General features: G+C 55.2%; 20 protein-coding genes, 1 pseudogene and 1 riboswitch (1 of these 22 only partly in view). Of the genes and pseudogenes, 11 read left to right on the forward strand and 10 right to left on the reverse strand.

Translation table 11 applies throughout. The features are described 5' to 3' along the window. Positions 1–52: 52 nt before the first annotated feature. A complete protein-coding gene (locus BA6348_RS08530; protein WP_007784367.1) occupies positions 53–1,114 on the reverse strand; it encodes an AI-2E family transporter in 1,062 nt (353 codons plus the stop codon). Positions 1,115–1,244: 130 nt separating this feature from the next. Between BA6348_RS08530 and BA6348_RS08535 the strand changes: the two genes are divergently transcribed. The 3 genes from BA6348_RS08535 to BA6348_RS08545 all read left to right on the forward strand — a co-directional run bounded on the left by BA6348_RS08535 (position 1,245) and on the right by BA6348_RS08545 (position 6,681). Further along, positions 1,245–1,925: a response regulator transcription factor gene (locus BA6348_RS08535; protein WP_005830406.1), complete on the forward strand. Its 681-nt coding sequence runs from the start codon at positions 1,245–1,247 to the stop codon at positions 1,923–1,925. Beyond that, the gene (locus BA6348_RS08540) at positions 1,922–3,697 is read left to right on the forward strand and encodes a sensor histidine kinase (RefSeq protein ID WP_007784363.1); all 1,776 of its coding nucleotides are present in this window, start codon (positions 1,922–1,924) and stop codon (positions 3,695–3,697) included. Before BA6348_RS08535 ends, BA6348_RS08540 begins: the two co-directional genes overlap by 4 nt. A 68-nt stretch (positions 3,698–3,765) precedes the next feature. Beyond that, the gene (locus BA6348_RS08545; RefSeq protein WP_122953331.1) at positions 3,766–6,681 is read left to right on the forward strand and encodes a WG repeat-containing protein; all 2,916 of its coding nucleotides are present in this window, start codon (positions 3,766–3,768) and stop codon (positions 6,679–6,681) included. 88 nt (positions 6,682–6,769) lie between these two features. Here BA6348_RS08545 and BA6348_RS26565 read toward each other — a convergent pair whose 3' ends face one another. Beyond that, on the reverse strand, positions 6,770–6,946 hold the full coding sequence (locus BA6348_RS26565; protein WP_165328981.1) for a hypothetical protein: 177 nt from the start codon (positions 6,944–6,946) through the stop codon (positions 6,770–6,772). A gap of 96 nt (positions 6,947–7,042) precedes the next feature. On the opposite strand from BA6348_RS26565, the gene BA6348_RS08550 reads away from it, so the two are divergent. The 5 genes from BA6348_RS08550 (at position 7,043) to BA6348_RS08570 (ending at position 12,888) form a co-directional block, all read left to right on the forward strand. Next, entirely contained in the window at positions 7,043–7,528 is a 486-nt protein-coding gene (locus BA6348_RS08550; RefSeq protein WP_122953332.1) for a GNAT family N-acetyltransferase, read from the forward strand. 86 nt (positions 7,529–7,614) lie between these two features. Next, positions 7,615–9,231 (forward strand): peptide ABC transporter substrate-binding protein, encoded by a 1,617-nt coding sequence (locus BA6348_RS08555; RefSeq protein ID WP_005830400.1) that lies wholly within the window; start codon positions 7,615–7,617, stop codon positions 9,229–9,231. A gap of 111 nt (positions 9,232–9,342) precedes the next feature. Beyond that, a complete protein-coding gene (locus BA6348_RS08560) occupies positions 9,343–9,555 on the forward strand; it encodes a hypothetical protein (RefSeq protein ID WP_129552181.1) in 213 nt (70 codons plus the stop codon). Positions 9,556–9,898: 343 nt separating this feature from the next. Beyond that, a complete protein-coding gene (gene spoIIP / locus BA6348_RS08565) occupies positions 9,899–11,647 on the forward strand; it encodes a stage II sporulation protein P (RefSeq protein ID WP_026558176.1) in 1,749 nt (582 codons plus the stop codon). 362 nt (positions 11,648–12,009) lie between these two features. Continuing rightward, positions 12,010–12,888 (forward strand): pentapeptide repeat-containing protein, encoded by an 879-nt coding sequence (locus BA6348_RS08570; protein WP_122953333.1) that lies wholly within the window; start codon positions 12,010–12,012, stop codon positions 12,886–12,888. A 230-nt stretch (positions 12,889–13,118) separates the two neighbouring features. Here BA6348_RS08570 and BA6348_RS08575 read toward each other — a convergent pair whose 3' ends face one another. The 7 genes and pseudogenes from BA6348_RS08575 to queC all read right to left on the reverse strand — a co-directional run bounded on the left by BA6348_RS08575 (position 13,119) and on the right by queC (position 17,988). After that, positions 13,119–13,889, reverse strand: coding sequence for an ANT(4')-I family aminoglycoside nucleotidyltransferase (locus BA6348_RS08575; RefSeq protein ID WP_122953334.1), 771 nt, complete (start codon positions 13,887–13,889; stop codon positions 13,119–13,121). Positions 13,890–14,110: 221 nt separating this feature from the next. Continuing rightward, positions 14,111–14,524 (reverse strand): DUF6173 family protein, encoded by a 414-nt coding sequence (locus BA6348_RS08580; protein ID WP_005830393.1) that lies wholly within the window; start codon positions 14,522–14,524, stop codon positions 14,111–14,113. Positions 14,525–14,878: 354 nt separating this feature from the next. After that, a pseudogene (locus tag BA6348_RS08585) lies at positions 14,879–15,348 on the reverse strand (DinB family protein). A gap of 197 nt (positions 15,349–15,545) precedes the next feature. Further along, the gene (gene queF / locus BA6348_RS08590; RefSeq protein WP_007784349.1) at positions 15,546–16,040 is read right to left on the reverse strand and encodes a preQ(1) synthase; all 495 of its coding nucleotides are present in this window, start codon (positions 16,038–16,040) and stop codon (positions 15,546–15,548) included. Positions 16,041–16,112: 72 nt separating this feature from the next. After that, the gene (queE, locus tag BA6348_RS08595) at positions 16,113–16,784 is read right to left on the reverse strand and encodes a 7-carboxy-7-deazaguanine synthase QueE (RefSeq protein ID WP_242507495.1); all 672 of its coding nucleotides are present in this window, start codon (positions 16,782–16,784) and stop codon (positions 16,113–16,115) included. Between the two features lie 47 nt (positions 16,785–16,831). Further along, the gene (gene queD, locus BA6348_RS08600; protein WP_007784345.1) at positions 16,832–17,320 is read right to left on the reverse strand and encodes a 6-carboxytetrahydropterin synthase QueD; all 489 of its coding nucleotides are present in this window, start codon (positions 17,318–17,320) and stop codon (positions 16,832–16,834) included. Continuing rightward, entirely contained in the window at positions 17,320–17,988 is a 669-nt protein-coding gene (gene queC / locus BA6348_RS08605; protein ID WP_005830383.1) for a 7-cyano-7-deazaguanine synthase QueC, read from the reverse strand. Before queC ends, queD begins: the two co-directional genes overlap by 1 nt. Before the next feature lie 96 nt (positions 17,989–18,084). Further along, a riboswitch (PreQ1 riboswitch) is annotated at positions 18,085–18,128 on the reverse strand. A 285-nt stretch (positions 18,129–18,413) separates the two neighbouring features. Here queC and BA6348_RS08610 point away from each other — a divergent pair. After that, complete coding sequence (locus BA6348_RS08610; RefSeq protein ID WP_174768835.1) at positions 18,414–19,421, forward strand: asparaginase; 1,008 nt, start codon at positions 18,414–18,416, stop codon at positions 19,419–19,421. A gap of 79 nt (positions 19,422–19,500) precedes the next feature. Then, positions 19,501–20,196 (forward strand): copper homeostasis protein CutC, encoded by a 696-nt coding sequence (locus BA6348_RS08615; RefSeq protein ID WP_007784340.1) that lies wholly within the window; start codon positions 19,501–19,503, stop codon positions 20,194–20,196. 36 nt (positions 20,197–20,232) lie between these two features. Here BA6348_RS08615 and BA6348_RS08620 read toward each other — a convergent pair whose 3' ends face one another. Continuing rightward, positions 20,233–21,345, reverse strand: coding sequence for a GerAB/ArcD/ProY family transporter (locus BA6348_RS08620; protein WP_122953338.1), 1,113 nt, complete (start codon positions 21,343–21,345; stop codon positions 20,233–20,235). A 177-nt stretch (positions 21,346–21,522) separates the two neighbouring features. Between BA6348_RS08620 and BA6348_RS08625 the strand changes: the two genes are divergently transcribed. Further along, positions 21,523–21,899, forward strand: partial view of a serine hydrolase gene (locus BA6348_RS08625; protein WP_122953339.1) — the 5' portion only. It continues 424 nt past the right edge of the window; the window shows 377 of its 801 coding nt (coding positions 1–377); the start codon lies at positions 21,523–21,525; the stop codon falls past the right edge of the window.

Consider the following 21,899-nt stretch of genomic DNA (forward strand, 5'->3'; position numbering starts at 1 on the left):
AAGGGCTCCTTTTGCTTGGTTATGTCGAGGATTGAGGCGGCTGTCCGTTTTCCTATTTGGCATTGACCCGCACGTCCAGCACTTCTTTGGAAACAGGTCTGTTTTTGGACATCGGGGTTCCCATTTTTTTTACTTCCAAAATGTCGAGCAAAAATACAAACGACGGAATCCCCACGATCAGTCCCCAGACGCCGAAGAAGTGTTCGGAGAAGATCAGGACGACGAACGTGTAAAAAATCGGCAGATGGGTCTTCGACGCCATCAGGCGAGGGTTGAGGACGTAAGCTTCCATGGCGTGAATCAGCATGATGAACACCAGCAGGTAGATCACCGTAGGCAAGCCGCCGATGCTAAAGGCGATGGCGCTGAGCGGAATCAGGGAAATGATGACGCCGGCCACGGGGATCAGCCCGAGCACGAACACCATCAGCGCCAGGCCAAACAAGTTCGGGAAGCCGAGAATCCACAGGCCGATGACCGTGAACACAGTGTTGAACAGGGCGATCAGCAACTGGGTTTCAATGACTTTTCCAAAGGTCAAAATAAACTTTTGGCTGAAATATTCAATCTCGTTGTACAGCCACGACAGCTTGCTGGTGCGGAACTGCGCGGTAAACGCGATCACGTTGTCCTTGCCCAGCAGGAAAAACAGGCTGAGCAGCAGCGCCAGAAACAGGTTGAAGCCCATGTCCTTGACGACCGTCAAAAAGTCAAGACTCCCTTTGACAAGCCCTTTCATGTCAAGCTTGTCTAGGGCGGACATGAGATAAGGCGCAAATTCGTTATGCTGGTTTTCCCGCACCACCTGCTCGATGAGGTGGATCAATTGCCCGGTTTGATGAATCAGGGCCGGGAAAGCTTTCATCCCTCCGCCAACCAGAAAGGCCGTCAACAGTGCGTAGAGGGCTATGAGAATCAATTTGGGATGGACGGGCACGAGCTTGTGAGTCGCCCTGGTGAGAAACAGGTGCAGCCGATCCATCAAAAATGTGACGAGAAACGTGAGCAAAACGACATTGAGCATGCTTCCGAGCGAGTAGAGCAGGAAACAAAACAACGCCAAAATACCGAAACGTCTGAAATCCTTATTTTGCAAGACGGTGAGCAAGTTCATGGGAACATCCTTTCCAATTTCGAGACGCGCTATTTTCTATGCTAAGCTTACCGTAACGATGTGTATTTCCTGTGTCTTTTTTTGGCGAATGCTGTAATTATCACACCATCCAAGGAAGGGAGAGCCATCCATGAAGCGACAGGTGCTGCTTGTCGAAGACGAGAGCCGCATCCGCGAAATCGTCGCGGACTACTTCGAGCAGGAGCAATGGATTGTACACGAAGCGGAAAACGGAAAGCAAGCCATTCAGATGCTGGAAAGCCTCCGGGTCGATCTGGTCATTCTCGACATTTTGATGCCGGAGATGGATGGCTGGACGGTTTGCAAAGAAATCCGCACAACCTCTGATGTGCCGATCATCATCCTCACCGCCAAGTCCGAAGAAGACGACAAGATGCAAGGCTTTGAGCTTGGCGCCGACGATTACGTCACGAAGCCGTTCAGCCCGCGAGTGCTGGTCGCCAGGGCCAACTCCTTGATGAAGCGGGTTGAGGGCACGGTCAGAGGAACCGACCATCTGCTGCGCTTCGGCCAGGTCGTCATTAATCGGCATGCCCGGCGCATGAAGATCAGGGGCGAAGAAATCGACCTCGCCCCGAAAGAGTATGAGTTGCTCGTCTATCTTATCAAAAATGCCGGGATCGTGCTGTCGCGGGAAACGATCATGGATCACGTCTGGGGCTTCGACTACTTTGGCGATTTGCGCGTCGTCGACACCCATATCAAGAAGCTTCGCAGCAAGCTCGGCAGCGAAGCGCGACACATCCGGACAGTTATCAAGGCAGGCTATACGTTCGAGGAAGAGCGATGAAAAAATGGGGCGTCACACTCAAGCTGTTTGCCATCACTTCATCGTGTTTCCTGTTGTTTTATACGATTATCATGATCGGTCAGTTACTTTTTTTTGAGCAATTTTATCAATCGAAAAAGCTGGACGACCTGGAGAAGAAGCTCGAAGCGTTTGCCAAAGAGTACGTCTCGCGGGAATGGGACGCAGAGAGCATGGCCCGGGAGTTGTCCGTTTTTATCAGCCGCAACAAGACGCAACTGGCGATTGTCAGCCCAAACGGCCAGGTGAAGTACGACAATCCGTTTCGCATCGTCATTCGCGATCGCGAAGGCAAAAACGTGAAAATCTCGCTGTCCCTGCTCCCGGAGGAAGACCGCAGCGCCCTTTTGAGCGCGAATCTGCACAAAGGCGACCGGATTGAAGCGATCGGCGTCTTTGAGGAAGGGCTGCTGCAGGAGATGTTTTATCCGCGCGTCATTAAAAAAGCGGGGGCAGCCGATATCGGCACGTTGCGAGGGAGCGACACGACTCTGACGCTGTCGACTGTCTCCGGCGAAATTACCGAGCTGTTTTTGCCTGCGCCCAACCAGTGGAATTTGCGGCAAGGGATTCTGTTTCATGTGCTGAAGGACTTATTCCCGTTATCGGAGGAACGCAAACGCGCGCTGGAGGGCGGAAGCGTGCTGGAGGAGGAATGGGTGGAGCCGTGGAGCGGCGTGCGCAGCCTGGTTGCGATTCACCCGATCGTACAGGACGGGCGGCTCAGTGAACTGGTCGTCGCCCTCACCTCCTTGCAGCAGATCAGCGAGGCAAACGATGCACTGCGGCTGTTTTACGTCTACATCGGAATCGGCGGCTTCGCGCTGATCCTGCTGTTGTCCCTGCTTTTGTCCAAAATCGTCACCAAGCCGCTACTTTCCTTAAACAAAAGCGCCCTGCGCATGGCGCGGCTCGACTTCTCGGTCAAGTCGCCGATTATCCGCAACGACGAGTTCGGCAGCCTGGCGCGCAGTCTGAACACGATGGCGGAAAAGCTGGATGTGACGCTGCGGGAGTTGCAGCAAGCCAACGAACAACTGCGCAGCGAGATGGACCACAAGCAGCGGATGGAGCTGATCCAGAAGGAGTTTGTCTCCAATGCCTCGCACGAGCTGAAAACGCCGCTGAGCATCGTGAAAAGCTTCGCGGAAGGGCTGCGGGACGGCGTCGGCGAGAACAAGCGCGAGCGCTACATCGAGGTCATCCTCGACGAGACGGAAAAAATGGAGGAACTCGTCCGCGATTTGCTGGAGCTGGCCAAGCTGGAGTCGAAGACGATCAAGCTGAAAAAGAGCTGGTTTTTCTTAAGCGAGCTGACGGAGGAAATCGTCGAGCGGCTGATGCATCATTTCCGCGAAAAAGAGCTGCGGGCCGTGACGATTTTGGCCAACGAGGAAGCGCTGTACGCCGATCAGGAGAAAATCGAGCAAGTGTTGCTCAACATGCTGGTCAACGCCATCCGCCATGCGAATCCGGGCAGCGAGATTACCGTGCGGATCGAAGGCGAGGCGCAAGCGCTGCGCGTCACGATTGAAAATGAAGGCGAGCAAATCCCGCAGGAGCAACTCGCTTTTGTCTGGGACCGCTTTTACCGGATTGAGCGCTCGCGAAACCGCAAGACAGGCGGGACCGGGCTCGGACTTGCCATCGTCCGGCACATTCTGGAACTGCATGAAGCCTCCTACAGTGTGCGAAATACGAAGACAGGCGTCGCTTTTTCCTTTTCGCTGCCCACCCATGGAAAAGGAAAGTGAAACCAACGTGGCCGTTTGCGCGTCTGACTGATAGCAAGCAAAAAGCACAGGGGGAGGCCAACAAGCCCATGAAACATAAAGCGATCAGTCTGATGGCGGCTGCGCTGCTCTGCGCGAGCGCATGGACAGCTCCGGTGCAAGCGGCTTCGTTTGCAACCGTTCAGCCGTACTTGACGGATTACAAGATCGGTTTCACCAATGGCAACGAGCTGGTAACGAAAGCCCAGTACGATGCATTCGACTACTCTGCGCACGCGGTGATCGTCACCAAGGCCGGAAAAAAAGGATTGCTCGACGTGCGTACCGGCAAGGAAATCACTCCCGCCGTCTGGGACGAGATCGAAATTCCCGGCTCGAATAACATCGCCATCGTGCAAAAAGGCGGCTGGTTTCAATACATCGACCTGACGACGAAAAAGCTGTCAGCCACGAAGTTTGCAGGGGCGCACAGCTACTATCTGTCTTCTGACCATGACCCAGTCATTGTGCTGGGCGGACAGACTTCCATGCTGCTGGACAAAACGGGCAAGGTGCTGATTCCTCCCGTGGCAGGCAAGCTGTCCATCGTCTCGCTGATTCCCCCAGAGGTAAAGGGCGATCAGGAAGCAGACGCGACGCGCTACGTTGTGGCGACGACCGCGAAGGCGATGACCTTGTACGATCTGGTGACGTTCAAGCCGAGATTTTCCTTGCCGGGGGCCGCGCTGATTCCCAATGAAGGCGGGCCAAAGACTGCCTATCTCAAGGTGCGCTCGGGCGGCAAGGAAGGTCTGGTCGATGTGAATGGACAGTACGTGCTGCCTGCGCAATACAAGGCGATCTACACCTGGAACCATGGATATTTTCAACTGGTGGGGCCAAACGGAGTCGGTTTGTGGAAGGACGGACAGCTTTTGGCGGAGCCGCTCTATGCCGAGGTGGGATTTGCGCATAGCAACCCGGATTTGTACTGGACCGTCTCCAAAGATATTGTGACCTACCATTCCATCGCCAAAGGAACGGCTCATTCGTTGAAAAAGGGCGCGGACTATTTGCGCGACAGCTACGTGCTGGGACAGGACCCGAAGACGGGCATGTACGGCGTTGTGCAGGTAGACGCAGGAGTGGTGATCCCGTTCGTGCATCCGCGCGTGGAAGGGGCGCCTGCCTCCCGTCTGCTGGTGCGCAGCGACGGGAAAAAGACGATTCTCCCCGGTTGGGAAAAGCCGATCCGCGAACCGGACTTCTGGTTCGATTCGTTGACGCCGTTAGGCAGTTACGGTCTGCAGAGCGTCAAGGACGGCAGCAAAATCGGGCTGTATTCGGAGCGCGAAGGTTTGCTGCTCACACCAGCAGAAAATCGGGTCATTCGCTATGAGGAAGCTTCGGGACAGGTGGTGGTAACCGAGCCGGATGGAAAAGTGCTACGCTTCGGTGGCATTAGTGGCAAGCCGGAGAGCGAACACGACGTCCAGCCGTTGTCCGAGCAGTTGAATGCGGTGTACGAAGCGGGCAAAGGGAGCGTAATCGTCGACCGTTCGACCGATAAACCGATCAGCAAGCATTATGAACAGCTTTACGCAGACGATGCCTCCAAGCTGATCGTCGCAGCAGATGGGCAGACGGCTGACCTGTACACGCCAGACGGCACGCTGCTCACGACAGAGATCAAGCTGGCGCGGTGGAAGGGGCGCTACGACGCTCCGCCCGTCACCATCATGCAGGTGGGCGACGCCTTCTACACATTGGGCGTGAAGGAGGGCACAAACAAGCGGGCATTCATCCGGATCGCAGACGGGCAGTTGCAGGTCGCAGGCGAGTTTGCGTATCGGGAGGCTGCGGAAATAGCGATGGGCGAGAAAAAAGCGGCCGTTGCGATGCGGGCGGACGGGACGCTCGATGTTTGGGCGCAGGAAGGCAGCCGGCTCGTGCAAAAGCTGGCGAACGCAACCGGATACGAGACAGCCTCTACTTTCGACAAGCTGCTGGTGCAAACGAAAGATGGCTGGGATGTGTACTCCTCTTCGCTGGAGCGCATCACCACAGGGAACTACCAGTCGTTGAAGCCGCTGCCGCAAAGCGACAAAAGACCAGGCGTTGTCGTCTACCAGGATAAGCAGACGGGCTTGTACGGGCTTTTGGCAGCAGACGGCAGACAGTTGACTGCTCCCAGGTACGAAGCGATCAAGCCGTCCGGCGAAGTCTTTCCCGGACTTTGGCTGCACGACGACACACAGCCGCCATTTGCGTTTGCGACGAAGGACCAGTTCGGCTATCTCGATCAGGACGGCAAAGAGCTGTTTACGACCAAGTTCCTGACGAAAAAGCCTGTGATTACGTATCGCCCGCTCCAGTTGCAAAGCTTCGAGGCATATACGACACTGATGAAACAAAACCCGCTGGAGCTTGTCGACTTCGGCAAGCCGTATAGCTGGTCCGGGAAGGGCAGCAGCGAGAGCAAGTTTTACGCGAATCTCGCGCTGTATGTGGGACTGCCACAGGGCGCAGGAAAAGCAGAGGTGTTCGCGGCACTGGAAGCAAAAGGCGCGATCAAGCCCGATGCGAAACGCGCTGACATGAGCGACGAAGACATGTACAGCCTCGCCTACTTCATGCCGACAGGCAAAAGCAGCCAGTCGCTGACCGCCAAGGAGTTGACGGAATGGGCGCAAAAGCGGGGCATCGTGCCGCAGCGTGGAGGCATGAGCTACTATATGTCGATGGATTTGTACAAAGAGTATCACCAGATGTTTTTTGCGGAGCTGTTACGATCGGTGGCGGGGAAAAAGCTCGCGAAGCCGAAAGTGCTGAAGGCTGGAGAGCTGTCGCCTGAGCAGAAGGCGCTGGTCGAGACGATGCTGCTGGTCAACGGAAAGCAGGCGAACCAGTTGCCGCTGCCGTTGCCGCAGGCGGAGTGGAACCGGGGCGTTCAAGGATTTTTGACAGCATACCAAAAACAGGCAGCCGGACTTCTTGCCGCCTACGAAAAGCAAGCCGGAAATTGAGCGTGCCGAAAGACAAGCGCGGGAGCATCAAGCCCGCGCTTGTTTTCGCAGGTGCGTGATCTGCTGCTGTAGCAAGCAGGCGGCGCGTTTAAAAGATCGGCCAATATTTTAGCATGAGCAGGTAAAAGGCAGCGTGCACCGCCGCTGTCGCGATCAATGAAACAACGAAGGCGACGAACGAAATCTGATCCAGCTTGTAGGCGACCAGGAAAAAAATCGAAAAGGCGAGAAAGGCAATGAACGTGCCTTCTTCCAAATAAGCCATTTGCGCATTCACCTCGTTTTTGTACCTGTCTCCTATTCTAGCGGATTTCGGCCGCGGATGAAGAACCAATCATGTTTGTGAAGGAGTGTCGTTTTCATGTCCATCCATATCGAGCCGTTGAAGCAGCAGGATGCCCCGGCGCTTTTTGCCTTCGAGTGCAAAAATCGGGAGTTTTTCGAGCGGACAGTCCCCAGCCGCGGGGAGGCGTACTATCACTGCGATTATTTTCAAAACAGTCTGCAAGCTTTGTTGGCAGAGCAAGAGCAGCGTATTTCCTGCTTTACGCTCATCAAAAATGCGGCGGGAGACATTTTGGGCCGGATGAATCTGGTCGACCTCGATCACGAACGAGGAAGCGCCGAACTCGGCTACCGGGTCGGAGCGGATGCCGCAGGCAAAGGAGTGGCGTCTCAGGCGCTCAAGCTCCTGCTTACCGAATACATACAGCCGCTCGGTATCCGTGAAGTACAGGCCAAGACGACAGCCGAAAATATCGCCTCGCAAAAAGTGCTGCTCAAAAACGGCTTTGTTTTTCGCGAGACTGACGCTGCGGGATTTTGGCACTACTGCTGGACGCGGTAGCGGTGGATAGTGGCTTGTTTGTGTTTATTTTAGTTATTTGGTATTATATGTAAAGTTCGAAAACTAGAAATCAAAGGAGAATCGCGATGAAATCACGCAGCAAAAGCGTTTTGAATGTGTTGGTAGCCGCTGGAGTGATTGCCTCTTGCGCTGGCTACGCGGCAGCCAATGAAGCAAAGCCAAAGGCAGCCAGTCCGGCCGCTACGGAAAAAGTACTGCGGCTCAATTTGGTCGCGGAGCCGCTCACGGTCGACCCGGCGCTGGCAGAGGATGAAGTATCGTTCATGTTGACCAGGGCGATGTACGACGGCCTGGTTCGCGTTGGCCCGGATGGAAAGCTGCAGCCATCCATGGCGCACAAGATCGAGGTGTCTGACGATTTGAAGACGTACACCTTCCACTTGCGCGATGCCAAATGGAGCAACGGCGATCCCGTCACGGCCTACGATTTTGAATACGCATGGAAGCGGGTGCTCGATCCGAAAACGGACAGCATCTACTCCCATCAGCTCTACGTGATCGAAAATGCCGAAGCAGCCAACAGCGGCAAGGAGAAGCTGGACGCCGTAGGGGTGAAGGCGGTTGATGCGAAGACGTTGCGCGTCGTGCTGGAGGAGCCGACTCCTTATTTTGCCCAACTGACAGCCTTCCCGACCTTTTATCCGGTCAACCAGAAGGTCGTGGCCGCGAATCCGAAATGGGCCAATGCCGTCTCGACGCATGTAGGAAATGGCCCTTACAAGCTCGCTTCCTGGACGCGCGCTGAACAGATGACGCTGGTGAAAAATGCGTCGTACTGGGATCAGGCAGCCGTGAAGCTGGACAAGCTCGCCTTTTCGATGGTTGAGGACGAAGAGACGGAGCTGGCCTTGTTCGATACGGGTGAGCTGGACTGGGCGGGTGCTCCCGGGCAGCTTCCGGCAGATGCTCTGCCAGTGCTGAAGGAGAAAGGGCTTCTGCACACGAAGCCGATCGCGGGTGTCTACTGGTACAAGTTCAATACGGAGCAGGCTCCTTTTACCAATGCGAAAATCCGCAAAGCGTTCGCCTACGCGATGAACCGCCAGGCGATTGTCGACACGGTGACCAAGGGAAGCCAGGTGCCCGCTACGGCAATCGTGCCTGTGACCAATGGCGAGAAGCAGTCTGGCTACTTCAAGGACAATGATCGCGAGACAGCGAAAAAGCTTTTGGCAGAAGGGATGAAGGAGCTGGGAATCGGCAAGCTCCCGCCGATCTCCCTGTCCATGAATCGCTCGGAAAACCATCGAAAGATTGCGCTTGAAGTTCAAAAGCAGTGGAAAGAGGCGCTGGGTGTTGACGTGAAGCTGGTGGAAGAGGAATGGAAGGTCTTTTTGGATCATATAACCGAGGGCAATTACCAAATTGGACGGATGGGCTGGCTGGCGGACTACGGCGATCCTGCGAATTTTTTGGGACTGTTCTACGACAAAAAGGGCGGTAACAACAATACGAACTGGGAAAACAAGCAGTACCAGTCGCTCCTCGACAAAGCGGCGACAGAAGCGGACCCGGCCAAGCGCAAGCAATTGCTGGCGGAGGCAGAAGCCATCCTGACGGAAGAAATGCCCGTGCTTCCGATTTATTTTTATTCGAGCAACTGGGTGCAGGACGAGAAGCTGAAGGGCGTCGTCATGGATGAGTTGGGCTACCTTGATTTCAAATGGGCCACGAAGGAATAACATAGGAAGGCTGATAAAACGAGCAAGCTCCCCTTTTCGACGGCTGGAAAGGGGAGCTTTTGTCTGGGCAAAAGGATCGCGTGGCAGCTTACGGTTCCCAAGGGCGGCCCCGTGCCGAGCGAATCAGGAGAGACGTTCGCGGCGTTGCAGTCGCGCGTCCGAGCGTCCGTCAGCTACGGCTCCCACGGGCGCTCCGTGCCGAGCGAATCAGGAGAGACGCTCGCGGCGTTGCAGTCGCGCGTCCGAGCGTCCGTCAGCTACGGCTCCCACGGGCGCCCCGTTCCGAGCAAATCCGCGAGATGCTTGCTGCGCTTGCGGCTTTAGCCGTGGGAGTCTCAAGGGAGAAGTGTGTCCAAAAACGGATATAGCGACTGGGACCCTGTGAGATAATCGGTTTTTTCGAGCGAGACAGCAGAAAAAACGCCACAGGCCGCGCCCTTGTAGTGTTTTTTTGTGTGCAAAAATGTTGGAATGGCGCGAGTGCTTTGGCTATGCGAAGCGCGAGGGAGCCTTGTGCTCACTGACGAGCGGCTTTTATTCTGTGCCTTTTTGACAGGAAAAGATGTCGGAAGATGAAGGAAAATGCTGGCGAGTCGCGAATTTTTAACGAATAGGCTGGATTTTCCAATCTTGCTGACGATCTCTATACAAAAGGGGAAAGAGAATCTTGCTTGCACGCGTAAAAAACAGCGTTATCGCTGCCTGCTGCCTGATTTTTCTGCTGCCGGCTTCCTTCGCGGAAGCAGCCACACATGTCGAGGTAACAGTCGATCAGTTGAATATTCGCAGTACACCCGGAACAACCTCCCAGATTGTCGGCACGATTTCGAAAGCGACACGGCTGCCGATCGTGCAGGGACAAAAAGATTGGACGCAAGTCAGGCTCAGCAACGGCAAGACAGGCTGGGTCAACAACAAGTACGTCAAAATGCTTGAGATTCCTCAACTGAAATACGTCAAGAGCAACGTGGATATGTTGAACGTGCGGGCAGAGCCAAATGCCACTTCGCAAATCTTGCAAGTCATCGACAAGAACGGAGTTTTCCTGCAAGTGAAAAAACAAGGCGAGTGGGCGCAGATCAAGCTGTCCAACACAACAAGCGGCTGGGTCAACGCACGCTTTTTGGTGGAAACGACGGCGCCACAGCCCGCTCCAGCTCCAGCTCCTGCGCCAGCCCCAACGCCAGTACCGACTCCCGCCCCCGCGCCAGTTCCGCAGCCGACTCCCGTTCCGACCGTGCCGGAAATGCCGATCGAGCTGGGCGCAGGCTCGCTCGTACTGAACGAGAGCTACGAGGTGTACGCCGCTCCCGACTTTTTGGGCACTGTGATCGGACAGGTCAATGGCGGCTCGACGATTACCCATTACGGCTATGCGGACGGCTGGTACACGATTGACTACTACGGCACGTACGCCTATATTTTCAAGCCAATCGTCCCGGATGAGACAGGCCAGGTGACGACACCGCCCGTCGCGGCGAATCCGGTGCAGCCTGCACCTGCTCCCGCAGAAGAGTCGATTCGCGTCAGAAACGCCGATACCAATCTGCGCAGCGGTCCCGGCACGAACTACCCTGTGGTGGGCAACGTGCAGCCGGGCCAGACTTTCCCGATTGTGCAAATCGTGGGAGACTGGTACGTCATCCGCATGCCTGACAACTCGCTCGCCTACATCGCAGGCTGGATCGTCGACCGCATCCCTGCGGCGGGCAACCTGTCGCCAGTCGGTGCAGGGACACCAGGCGTCGGCTATAACCAGGGCATGATCGGCAATGAAACCGTCTATATTTACCACACGCACAACCGCGAGTCGTGGCGCAACGTCGCGCGCAACACCCAGGGCAGCTCCGTCGACGACCCTGAAATCAACATTACGCTGGTCGGCAAGCGGCTGGGGGAAATTTTGCAAGCAAAAGGCATCCCGGCGATGGTCAACCAGGATGACTTCGCCCAGAAGCTGGCCGAGCAGAAGAAAAGCTATGCGATGTCGTACACTGAGTCGTACAAGGCGGTGGCGGCAGCGGCGACGACCAGTCCGAACCTGAAGTACATTTTCGACATCCACCGCGACAGCGACGAGCCGCGCAGCAAGGTGGCAATCACGATCAACGGCAAGACGTACTCACGCATTTTGTTCGTGATCGGCACAGCCAACCCGGGTTATCTGGAAAACAAAAAGCTGGCCGACGCCCTGCATGCGCGCCTCGAGGCATATTATCCCGGCTTGTCGCGCGGCGTCATTTTGAAAGGGAAAAACGAAGGAAATGGCGTGTACAACCAGTCGATTTCTTCGGGCAGCCTGCTGCTGGAATTTGGCGGAACAAACAATACGCTGGAAGAATGCTACAATACCGCTGAGGCTTTTGCCGAGGTGTTCGTGCAGCACATGCTCGAATCGCAAATCGCCTTCAAGTAACGACAGACAGCCCGTTCCGTGTCGCTCGCAGCGCAAAGCGGATCGGGCTTTTGCGTGCGAAAGCGCATAGCGAGACGATGAACGAAGCGAAAAGCAAAGACGTGTGCGCCTGGGGGCGGAGGCTTTTGCCAATTGGCTTGGGCCTTGGTTTTGCGCGCATCCAAGTTTTCGTACTGCTGGCGGACGGCTTGTTTTGAGGCGAACACCAGTGCATGGGCGAGACAATGCCGCCGCACCGCGAGCTCGGAGTTGCACGCGGTGCGAAAAGAAACAGGAATGGCTTTGGCAAGCAGCCAGGCTTCATCGGGCGCTCATCGCCTTTACGCCAATAGGAAAAAAGAGAATTTGTCAGGAGGGCATACATGACTGCTCATCAAGAACAAGGCGAGTCGAGCCTGGGGAGGTTGCGCCATGACTTGCGCGGGGACTGCGAAAAATGCTTCGGGCTGTGCTGTGTGGCGCTGCCTTTTGCCGCTTCCTCCGACTTTGCCGCAACCAAGGACAAAGGCACCCCCTGTCGCAACTTGCAGGACGATTTTCGCTGCGCGGTTCACCAGAGCTTGCGCCAGCTCGGCTTTCGCGGCTGTACCGTGTACGATTGCTTTGGCGCAGGGCAAAAGGTTTCACAGGAAACGTACGCCGGACGCGACTGGCGGCAGGCGCCGGAGCTGGCCAAGCAAATGTACGAGGTGTTTCCGCTCATGTGGCAACTGCATGAGCTGCTCTGGTATTTGACCGAAGCGTCGACTTTGCAGCCAGCCCGTCCGCTGCACGCAAAGATCAAGCGCGTCCTGCGCGAGACGGAGAGCTTTACGGAGCTGGCCCCGGAAGCGCTGTTGCAAGTGGATGTTGCCGCTCAGCGGGCAAAAGTGGGCGAACTGCTGCGGCAGGTGAGCGAGCTCGTCCGGACAGAAGCCTGTCGCCAGCAAAAAGGGGGGCGGGGAAAAGCGAACCATGTTGGCCGGGGCGCTGATCTCATGGGGGCGAAGCTCAGAGGCGCCGACCTCAGGGGAGCCAATTTGCGCGGAGCGTATCTCATCGCGGCTGATCTGCGCGGAGCGAACCTCAGGTGGGCCGACCTGATCGGCGCAGACTTCCGCGATACCGATCTGCGCGGGGCCGATTTGACCGACAGCCTGTTTCTCACTCAGGCACAGCTCAACGCGGCAAAGGGGGACGCCTCCACGAAAATACCCCCGTCGTTTACGCGCCCGCCGCATTGGGCTGGCTCTTCGGCCTAGCAGCGGCCGGGGTTGTCGGTCTAATAGCGGCCGGGCTTGTCGGCCTAGTAGCCGCCGGGCTTGTCGGTCTCGCAGTCGTCGGGCTTGTCGGCCTAGCAATCGCCGGGCTTGTCCGCTTGACATCCGTCAGCCAGCGAAAACGAAACGAAAAACCCCGCGTGATAGCGGGGCTTTTGCGCTTTTGCCGACAGGGCAGACCTCTCGCCAAAAGAGGTCTTTTTCCGATCGGATTAAAAAGGAATGCGCTTCGTATGAATCACATAATGGTGCTTGGCTGCCCAGACGTGCAGTCCGCTCCAAAACTGCTCGCACGCCGCGACGATTTTTGCCGGATCAGCCAACTCGCCCGACATCACCAGCTTTGCCACTTGCTCGTAGCCATCCGGTCGGTCCGTCAGCAGGAGCGACTCCGGCAACACCTGGGCGCCTGTCGAATAGCAGGTGCGATGGTGCAGCCCGAGCAGCATCGCTCCGTATTGGGCAAACTGCATGGCTAGATAGGGCAAGTAGGTGTGCGGGCCGTTCAGGTGGGCATTGCGCAGCTTGCCGATAAACTCGTACATTTCCCCGACGAGCACGCCGTTGATCGCCTCTGTGAACGCTTCCTGGGTAGGCGATTGCGCCGCCTTTTTCAGCGTGGGAAAAAAGTCCTTTGGATCGTACAGAGCGAGCGGAGCAAAAAACGCGCCGTGCGACAGCGGCCAGCCTTCGTCAACCGTGGCGGCCATGTGCAAAAGCACGTTGGCGCTCAGCACGTTCACTTCGGCCTTCCATGGCCCGGCTGACCATTCATGGCTGAAATCGACGTCTTCGTCCGACTCCTCCAGCACGCAAAACATTTCGATATCGGAAAAAGGGCCGTCTGTCCCGCGGGCAACCGAGCCGTAGACGCCGAGCGCCAAAATTTTCGCGCCGTACACCTCATGCAGCCTGGCGGCGATTTCCTGGCACGTTTGCAGTCGCTCGTTGCGCGTTATGTTTTCAGGTCCATTCATGTTCATTTGTACACATCTCCCTTTGCAGTGGTTGGTGGGTGAGTGGTCAAACGGACAGGAACGGAGGGCCACGGGATTAACGGGGGACGTGTTTTGGATGCATGAATAGGCTCCTCCTCGTAATGTGTTGGGGGTTCGGTTTCTCATTTCTTTCAGTTTAGCGAGTTTTCCGCTTCTTTACCATCCGTTTTATATGGCCTTGATTCAGACAAAAAAAGAAGACGCTGTCACACGTCTTCTTTTTCATCTTCTTCTGGGGCCTTGAACCCAATTCGCTTGGGAGGATTAGCTGGATCGGCTTTTTTGACGGCCATTAACAAAAAGCTGATTTGCGTAACATGCTGGATCAGCTCCACCGGCGCGCCGGTCTCTGTCGTTCCGAAGAAGCGGATCAGGCTCGGATTGTAGTAGCCGATCCCTTCGACGCGCAGTGTGACGTTTTGTCCAAACGAGACTAGCCGCATCCCGACCTCGTGCTGTTCATCCAGCGCAAGCTCAAATTCCGCAATCATCTGGATCAATCGCTTGTGAAACTCGCTCGCGAGGTTTTGATCCGGCTGCACTTCGAATACCGGAAGCTCATTGTCTTTCAGTTTTACTGCCTGTGGGGATGTTGGTAAGCTGTATTCGTTGACTGCCATGGCCATACCCCCTTTTCAGATAATTATAAACTATGAAAAAGCTTTGAAAAAGGGGGAAGTGGGTACGGGAAGAGGCATAAGTGCCAATCCCCTCCTGCGGATTAATCCGGGGAGGGGATTGGCACTTGGACCAAAGCAGACAAAGATTACAACGCCTGCGCTCTTGGGTTTGAAGGATTTGTAAGAGATAGCAAAAAATGTAGTTTCATGTTGGCAGATCGTTCGCACAAAATACAAACGAACGTTCTTGTTTTGGGGCAAACAGCAAAAAAGAGCGGCAATCAGGATTGAGAAAGACGTCCTGGAATGCCGCTTGTGTTCGTTCATTTATTCAACGATTGGCTTCTTCGTCAGTTACACCTTATCCTCGCGAAATGCCTGCTTTACCCGCGCAATTTGGGCGAGGTGGTCGCGGACATGCTGGACGCGATATTCCAGCAGCTCTTTGAACGTGAATCGCGCTCCATCGGGATATTGCCCGACCCGATCAAGCTGCGCGGAAGTCAGATTTTCCAGAAGCGGCAGCATGCTGGCCCGCAGCATTTGAACAGGAGCATGTGCTGCTCGCGGTCCAACCGCTCATAGCCAAGGTGATCCACCCAGGCTTCCTGATTAAACGATAGCAGAAGCGGTTCTTCCTCCGCCAACACTTTTCTCAGCCGATGCGTAGACAAAATCTCGGAATCTGTTACATGAATCAGAAGCTGGTGGATGCTCCATTTGTCCGGTGCAGGCTGGAAACGCAGCTCTTCCTCAGACAATCCTTCCACGGCTTCTCGCAACAGCTCACAGCCTTGGCGGTACTCTTCGATCAACTTTTCCATTCGATACTCTCCCTTTTGCATCATGCATGTGGCTGGCCATGATTGATAGTAGTATTCTTCGGTAAAGAACAAGTACCTTACCGGCTTTCATCCATAGTCAGTCTTCCAAAAGTGATTGCTTCAGAAAATCGCTACATCTGCAAACAAGAAAAAACCCTTATAAAATAAGGGTTTTTGCATAGGTACTTACATACCTTTTACCGATTATCCACCTTCTCCGGATACATATCATGATTCATCAGCCGATAGCTCGCCATCTCCTCATACTTCGTCCCTGGACGGCCGTAGTTGCAGTACGGGTCGATCGAGATGCCGCCGCGCGGGGTGAATTTGCCCCAGACCTCGATATATTTCGGGTCCATCAGTTTAATCAGGTCGTTCATGATGATGTTCACGCAGTCCTCGTGGAAATCGCCGTGGTTGCGGAAGCTGAACAGGTACAGCTTCAGCGACTTGCTCTCGACCATTTTGATGTCCGGGATGTAGCTGATGTAGATGGTGGCAAAATCCGGCTGTCCGGTAATCGGGCACAGGCTGGTGAATTCCGGACAGTTGAATTTGACGAAGTAATCGCGGTACGGGTGCTTGTTATCAAAAGACTCCAGCACGCTCGGATCGTAGGAATAGCTGTAAGTCGTTCCCTGGTTGCCCAAAAGGGTGAGGGAAGACAGATCGCGTTGTTGTTCGCTCATGGATGTTTCCTCCTCGTTTCTGTTTATCTGTTCCTGGTTTGTCCTTTCATCTACACGCTTGCACGTACACCTCTACACGCCGCGCTTGTTTCCCCAGACCAGCGCGTGGAGCTGCGGGAGCACCTTGGCGTCGTTCAAATCGGGGGCGGCCATCGCCTGGTCGATCAGCCATTCAAAGCTTTCCAATAGCTTTTCTCTCAGTTCCTGCGTGTCTGCGCTGACGAGATCGCTATTTCCCGGCTGGAGGAAAAAAGGAACCGCCGGATACCGCCGATGAATGTCGCGCGCATAGGCGAAGTCGGCGTCGTCAAACACGACGACCTTTAGGTTCAGCCCCGGATGCTTTTGCTCAAGCAAAGCGTGGACGATGCGGTCGAGCACGGCGTAGTCGGTGTTCATGCCGGAGCTTGGCGGCTTCGGCGAAAGGGTGATGTCGTCGATCAGGGGCAGCCATTCCTGCCAGCGGCTTCCTTGCGTTTCCAGCGCCGTGCGAATGCCGCGTTCCTTTAAAAACGAGACAAGCTCGCCCATGCCTGCGAGCAGCGCCGGGTTGCCGCCGGAGATCGTGACGTGGGAAAAACGGTTCTTCCCCAGACGCTCCAGCTCCGCCCAAATTTGCTCCGGCGTCATCTGCCTGATTTCATCCTGCGCCGAGCCGTCCCAGGTAAAGGCGGAGTCGCACCAGCTACAACGGTAGTCGCAGCCTGCCGTGCGGACGAACATCGTCTTTTGGCCGATGACCATGCCTTCCCCCTGAATCGTCGGGCCGAAAATTTCCAGAACGGGAATGCTCACTCCATCATCCACTCCCGTCTCGCCTCGGCATAGCTTGTCGGCGTTTCAAACAGGCGGACAAATTCGACGCGAGCGCCGCGGTAGCGGTCGCGATAGGCGTCAGACTGGAGCTGCTCTTCCATTTGTTCAAACAGCCAGACCACCATGTTTTCAGCGGTCGTATTCATCGGAGGCAGCATTTCGTTCAGGTAGCGGTGGTCGAGGTAGATTTCGATATGCTCCTTCCAGATTTGCTTAATGTCGCCAAAGTCGATGACGAGCCCGATTTCATCCGGGTAGCCGCTGATCCCGAACACGACGTGGTACGTGTGGCCGTGCAAGTTTTTGCATTTGCCTTCGTAGGCGTGCAGATGGTGCGCGGCGTCAAACGTAAACTCTTTGCTCACCAGCACGCGTTTGTTATGGTAACGCAGTTGCGATTTTTGAATATGGGTGCCCAGTTCCTGCATGCGGTCAACGATGCGAAAGTCAAAGTTGGCGCTCATCAGGCGTGCGCTCCTTGTTCATTTTTTTCGGAAAGATACGCGTCCAGTCCGGCTTTGCGCAGGCGGCAGGCAGGGCATTCGCCGCAGCCGTCGCCTTTGATGCCGTTGTAGCAGGTGAGGGTTTTCTCGCGAATATAGGTGAAGGCACCCAGTTCATCGGCCAGCTTCCACGTTTGTGCCTTGTCGAGCCACATGAGCGGCGTATGGATCACAAACGGATAGTCCATCGACAGGTTGAGCGTCACATTGAGCGATTTGATAAATGCGTCGCGGCAGTCGGGATAGCCGCTGAAATCCGTTTCGCAAACGCCCGTGACCAGATGCCGCGCTCCTTTTTGCTTGGCAAACACGCCGGCAAAAGACAGGAACAGCAAATTGCGCCCGTCGACAAACGTAGAAGGCAACTGGCCTTCCTCCTGGGTGATGTCGATGTCTGTGCGGGTTAGGGCATTGGGGGCGAGCTGGTTCAACAAGCTCATGTCCAATACGGTGTTGGCCACGCCCAACTCGCGGGCGATTTGCTGGGCGCATTCGATCTCCAGCTTGTGCCGTTGCCCGTAGTCAAACGTGATCGTTTCTACTTCGCCGAATTGCTGCTTGGCCCAGAACAGGCATGTAGTGCTGTCCTGACCTCCGCTGAACACAACGACGGCTTTTTCCTTTTTCATGCTCTCCATCTCCTTATTCGTAGTCATGGAAGAAAGAGAGTTCTTGAACCTGCTCCTGTAAAAAAACAAAACAATACCAAGGGATCGGTACTGTTGTCCACCTTAGTTTTTTATAGAGGGAGTTCGCGAACCTCTCCCGCGCAAGTCGCGCGGATTTCGTATGCAGTTGGGCGGCATGCTGTCGCCCTGAGCCATTATACTACAGATCGGCTCGTCATGGGAAACGGTGAGCGAAAAAACGATTGACGGAATATGGTGGTACTGCTAGTATTTTTTAATAACACCAATGGAGAAAATTTCCCATTATCCTCTGGTTCGAATTTATAATTACGCAGGTTCACTCCTGTTTTTTCAATTGTGATTCACGATATTATCCTGTCGATGGAATAATTAGCAAAAAGATTAGAGCGGAACGGGTGATTCAGATGCGAGAGGTCCCATTAGTGGAGGAGTATCGCGGCGGTATTTTGGAAAACGTTCATTCGGGCATGATCTGCGGGGTGGGCGAAGACGGACAGGTGATCTATGCGGCGGGAGATGTGGAGCACGTCGCTTTATTGCGCTCGGCGGCCAAGCCGTTTCAAGCGATTCCGGTAGCCAGACAAAACATTGCCGAAACATTCGGACTGACAAGTCGGGAGGCGGCGCTGTTTGCGGCTTCGCACCGCGGTGAGGTCTATCATCTGGAAGCTTTGGAGTCGATTTTGTCCAAAACAGGCATTCGGGAAGACGAGCTGCTTACGTGCCCGACGTACCCGTTAAATGAAGAACCGAAGTTTGCCTGCTTGTCCCGGGGCGTAGCGAAGCGCAGGCTGTTTCACAACTGCGCAGGAAAGCATCTGGGTTTTTTGGCGTTGTCCAAAGAGCGCGGCTTTTCGACCGACGATTACTACAAGCAGGAGCATCCGGCCCAGCAGGAGGCGCTCGCCGCTTTTGCGAGCCTGGCGGACTATCCGAAAGAGAAAATCCGCCTTGCCGTCGATGGCTGCGGCTTTCCTGTCTACGCCTTGCCGCTCAAGCATTTGGCGGTGGCGTACATGAAGCTCGCTTGCCCGGATCTGATCGCCGACCAGCCGACGCGGGAGGCTGTTCAGAAAATTACAGGCTGGATGACGGCCCATCCGGAAATGATCGCCAGCCATCGTTTCATTTGTACAGCGCTGTTGACCGATCCGAACATCATTGCCAAAGGCGGAGCGATGGGCGTATATGGCTTTGCGCTGAAAAAGGAGCGGATCAGCTTTTCGCTGAAGGTGCTGGACGGCTCTGAAGCAGTCTGGCCGCTCGTCATTGCCGGGATATTGGAACAGATTGCTTACAGCAACAAAGAAACGATCGCAAGACTGCACGCCCTGTCGTCAAAGGAAATCGCCAACGACAACCGACTGATCGTCGGGGAGAAACGGCCCGTTTTTGTATTGGAAAAACAGTGACCGCGCGCCGCGCTTGCGCCGGGGCGGAAACACTTCGTACAATGTCCGTAAATGTTTGCGGACGAAGGGAGAGTGCGACATGCTTGTGGAAGTAATTGCGACTTCGGTAGAGGATGCCAGACGCGCAGAGCAAGGAGGCGCAGATCGGCTGGAGCTGATTTCCGGCATTTTGGAGGGCGGCCTCACGCCGAGCTGGGGCTTGATTGAGGCGGTGGTCAAGGCGGTGTCCATCCCGGTCTATGTCATGGTGCGGCCGCACAGTCAATCTTTTTGCTATACCGCAGACGAGCTGCGCGTGATGAAGGAAGACGTGCGCGTCATTCGCGGGCTTGGGGCGGCAGGCGTTGTTTTTGGCATGCTGACGCCGGAAAAGCAGCTTGATCGGCACGGTCTGGAGCTGCTGCTTACGGAAGCGGATGGCTTGGCCGTGACCTTTCACCGGGCTTTTGACGAAGCAGCAGATCAACGGGAGGCGGCCCGCATTTTGTTGCAATACCCGCAGGTGCGCACGATTCTCACTTCAGGCGGAAAACGGACGGCCATAGAAGGAGCAAGCTGCATTGCCGAGCTGGTTCGGATGACAGCACAGACGCCGCTTGGCATTTTGGCAGGAAGCGGGCTGTCAGAAGCGAACGCTCCCGAGCTCATCAGGCAAACAGGCGTGAAAGCGGTGCACTTCGGCACTGCCGCCAGAGAAGACGGACAGGCTCTGCGCTACGTGGATGCCGAGCGGGTCGCCGCGATCAAGCGCGCTTGCCAGCTTGCAGAAAAATAAGCCCCTGCCTTTGTCCCAAGACACAAGCCGACGCCCTCACTTTTGCAGAGGTGTCGGCTTGTTTTGGATTCGCTTCCGTATGTAATAGCAGGCGACCAGTAGCAGCGGGTACAAGACCGCCACGGTGAAATCAAAGAGCGGCCAAAACGTATAAGCCTGCAGCCAAAACGTCTCGTTCGGCAAAAGGATGATCGCGCCGACGACAAATAACAGACAGGTCGGATAAGTAAGAAGCTTGTACTCTCGCAGCTTCAAAAGCTGCTGAATTCCCAGGCAAAAGCCGTACATGTACGTGACTACCTTGAAGTAGATCGAAACGAACCACATCAGCGCCATCATCGCCTCCTGTCGTTGAAAAAACTCCCCGACGTGCACCCGTTTCGCAAGCGAGTAGCTCGGAAAATTGTCCTGTGCCGTCATCGAAGGCCCGAGCACCAACAGCGTCAGTATGATGATTGCGATGAGGCAGATGCCGCCGTACGTCGCCCCGCGCAAGAAAGCAGGGGTAAGTTTTTGCGACGGATCAACAAAAGGGGTAATCATTAAAAAAATGATGAGTTCAGAAAACGGAAAGGCGATCACAGAAAAGGAGCCGTGAATGGCCGGGCCGATGCCGTTTTCCAAAACAGGCTGCAAGTTATGGATGGAAAACTGCGGCGTCAGCAAGAAGAAAAAGGAGAGAAAGGTAAAGACGAACCAAACATAAAAAATTTCGCTGGTGCGGGCGAACGTCTCCAACCCAAGGCGCGCACCAAAGAGAGCGCTCGCCACGAGCAAAAAGATGACGGCAACGCTTGGCGTTTCTTTTAAAATTTGCGAGGTCATGAAATCGCCAATGGCCCGCACGTAGACAGAGCCGTTAATCAGCACTGTGAACAGAAACAAAATGGACAGGCAGGTGCCGAGCCAGCGGCCGAAAATGAGCATGTTTTTCCCGATCAGCGTATGCTCCCGGTAGAGGTGGCTGATGATGCAGTAAAGGTAGACGATAGCCAGACCTATCAGCACGCCGATGATCCCAGACAGCCAACCGTCGTATTTGGCTTCTTTCGCTACGGCTGCGGGCAGGATCAGGATGGAATCGCCAATCGTAATCAGCGTAACGAGAATGGTGAATTGACGAATGCCGATCGTTCCGGGCTTTTGCATGTGGCTTCACCTACAGTACGTTTATCCCCCTATTATTTCCAAAGGGCGGCAAAGCCAAAACATCCTGCAGCGGTCGGTCGTAGTCATGGTCATCCAAAACTTGTAACAGTCGTTTTTTGAATTGTATGATAATAGACAGGCGGTTGAGGCGGACTTTTACAGGAGGGATCAGGAGCGGTGGATTTGGAGAAAAGCTTGTCAGCGATCTTGCAGGAAGCGAAAGGGGCATGGGGCGTCGTGGTAAAAGAGCTGGCTGTGCAAAATGGCGCGTATTTTGCGCATCGGCCGGACGAGCTGTTTATTGCCGAAAGCGTCATCAAGGTTCCGATTATGGCAGCCGTCTATGCGGCCTGTGAGCAGGGAAAGGCTCGCATCGACGCACAGTTGGCGCTGCGCAAAGAGGATTTGGTGGGAGGATCGGGCTTTTTATATGCGCTTTCGCCAGGCTTGAAGCTGTCGATCCGCGACCTTGTGACCTTGATGATTATTCAGAGCGACAATACGGCGACGAACATGCTGATTGATCTAGTTGGAAAGGAACAGATTGACAGGAC

Source organism: Brevibacillus agri (assembly GCF_004117055.1).
In the GTDB taxonomy this organism is placed as follows: Bacteria; Bacillota; Bacilli; order Brevibacillales; family Brevibacillaceae; genus Brevibacillus; species Brevibacillus agri.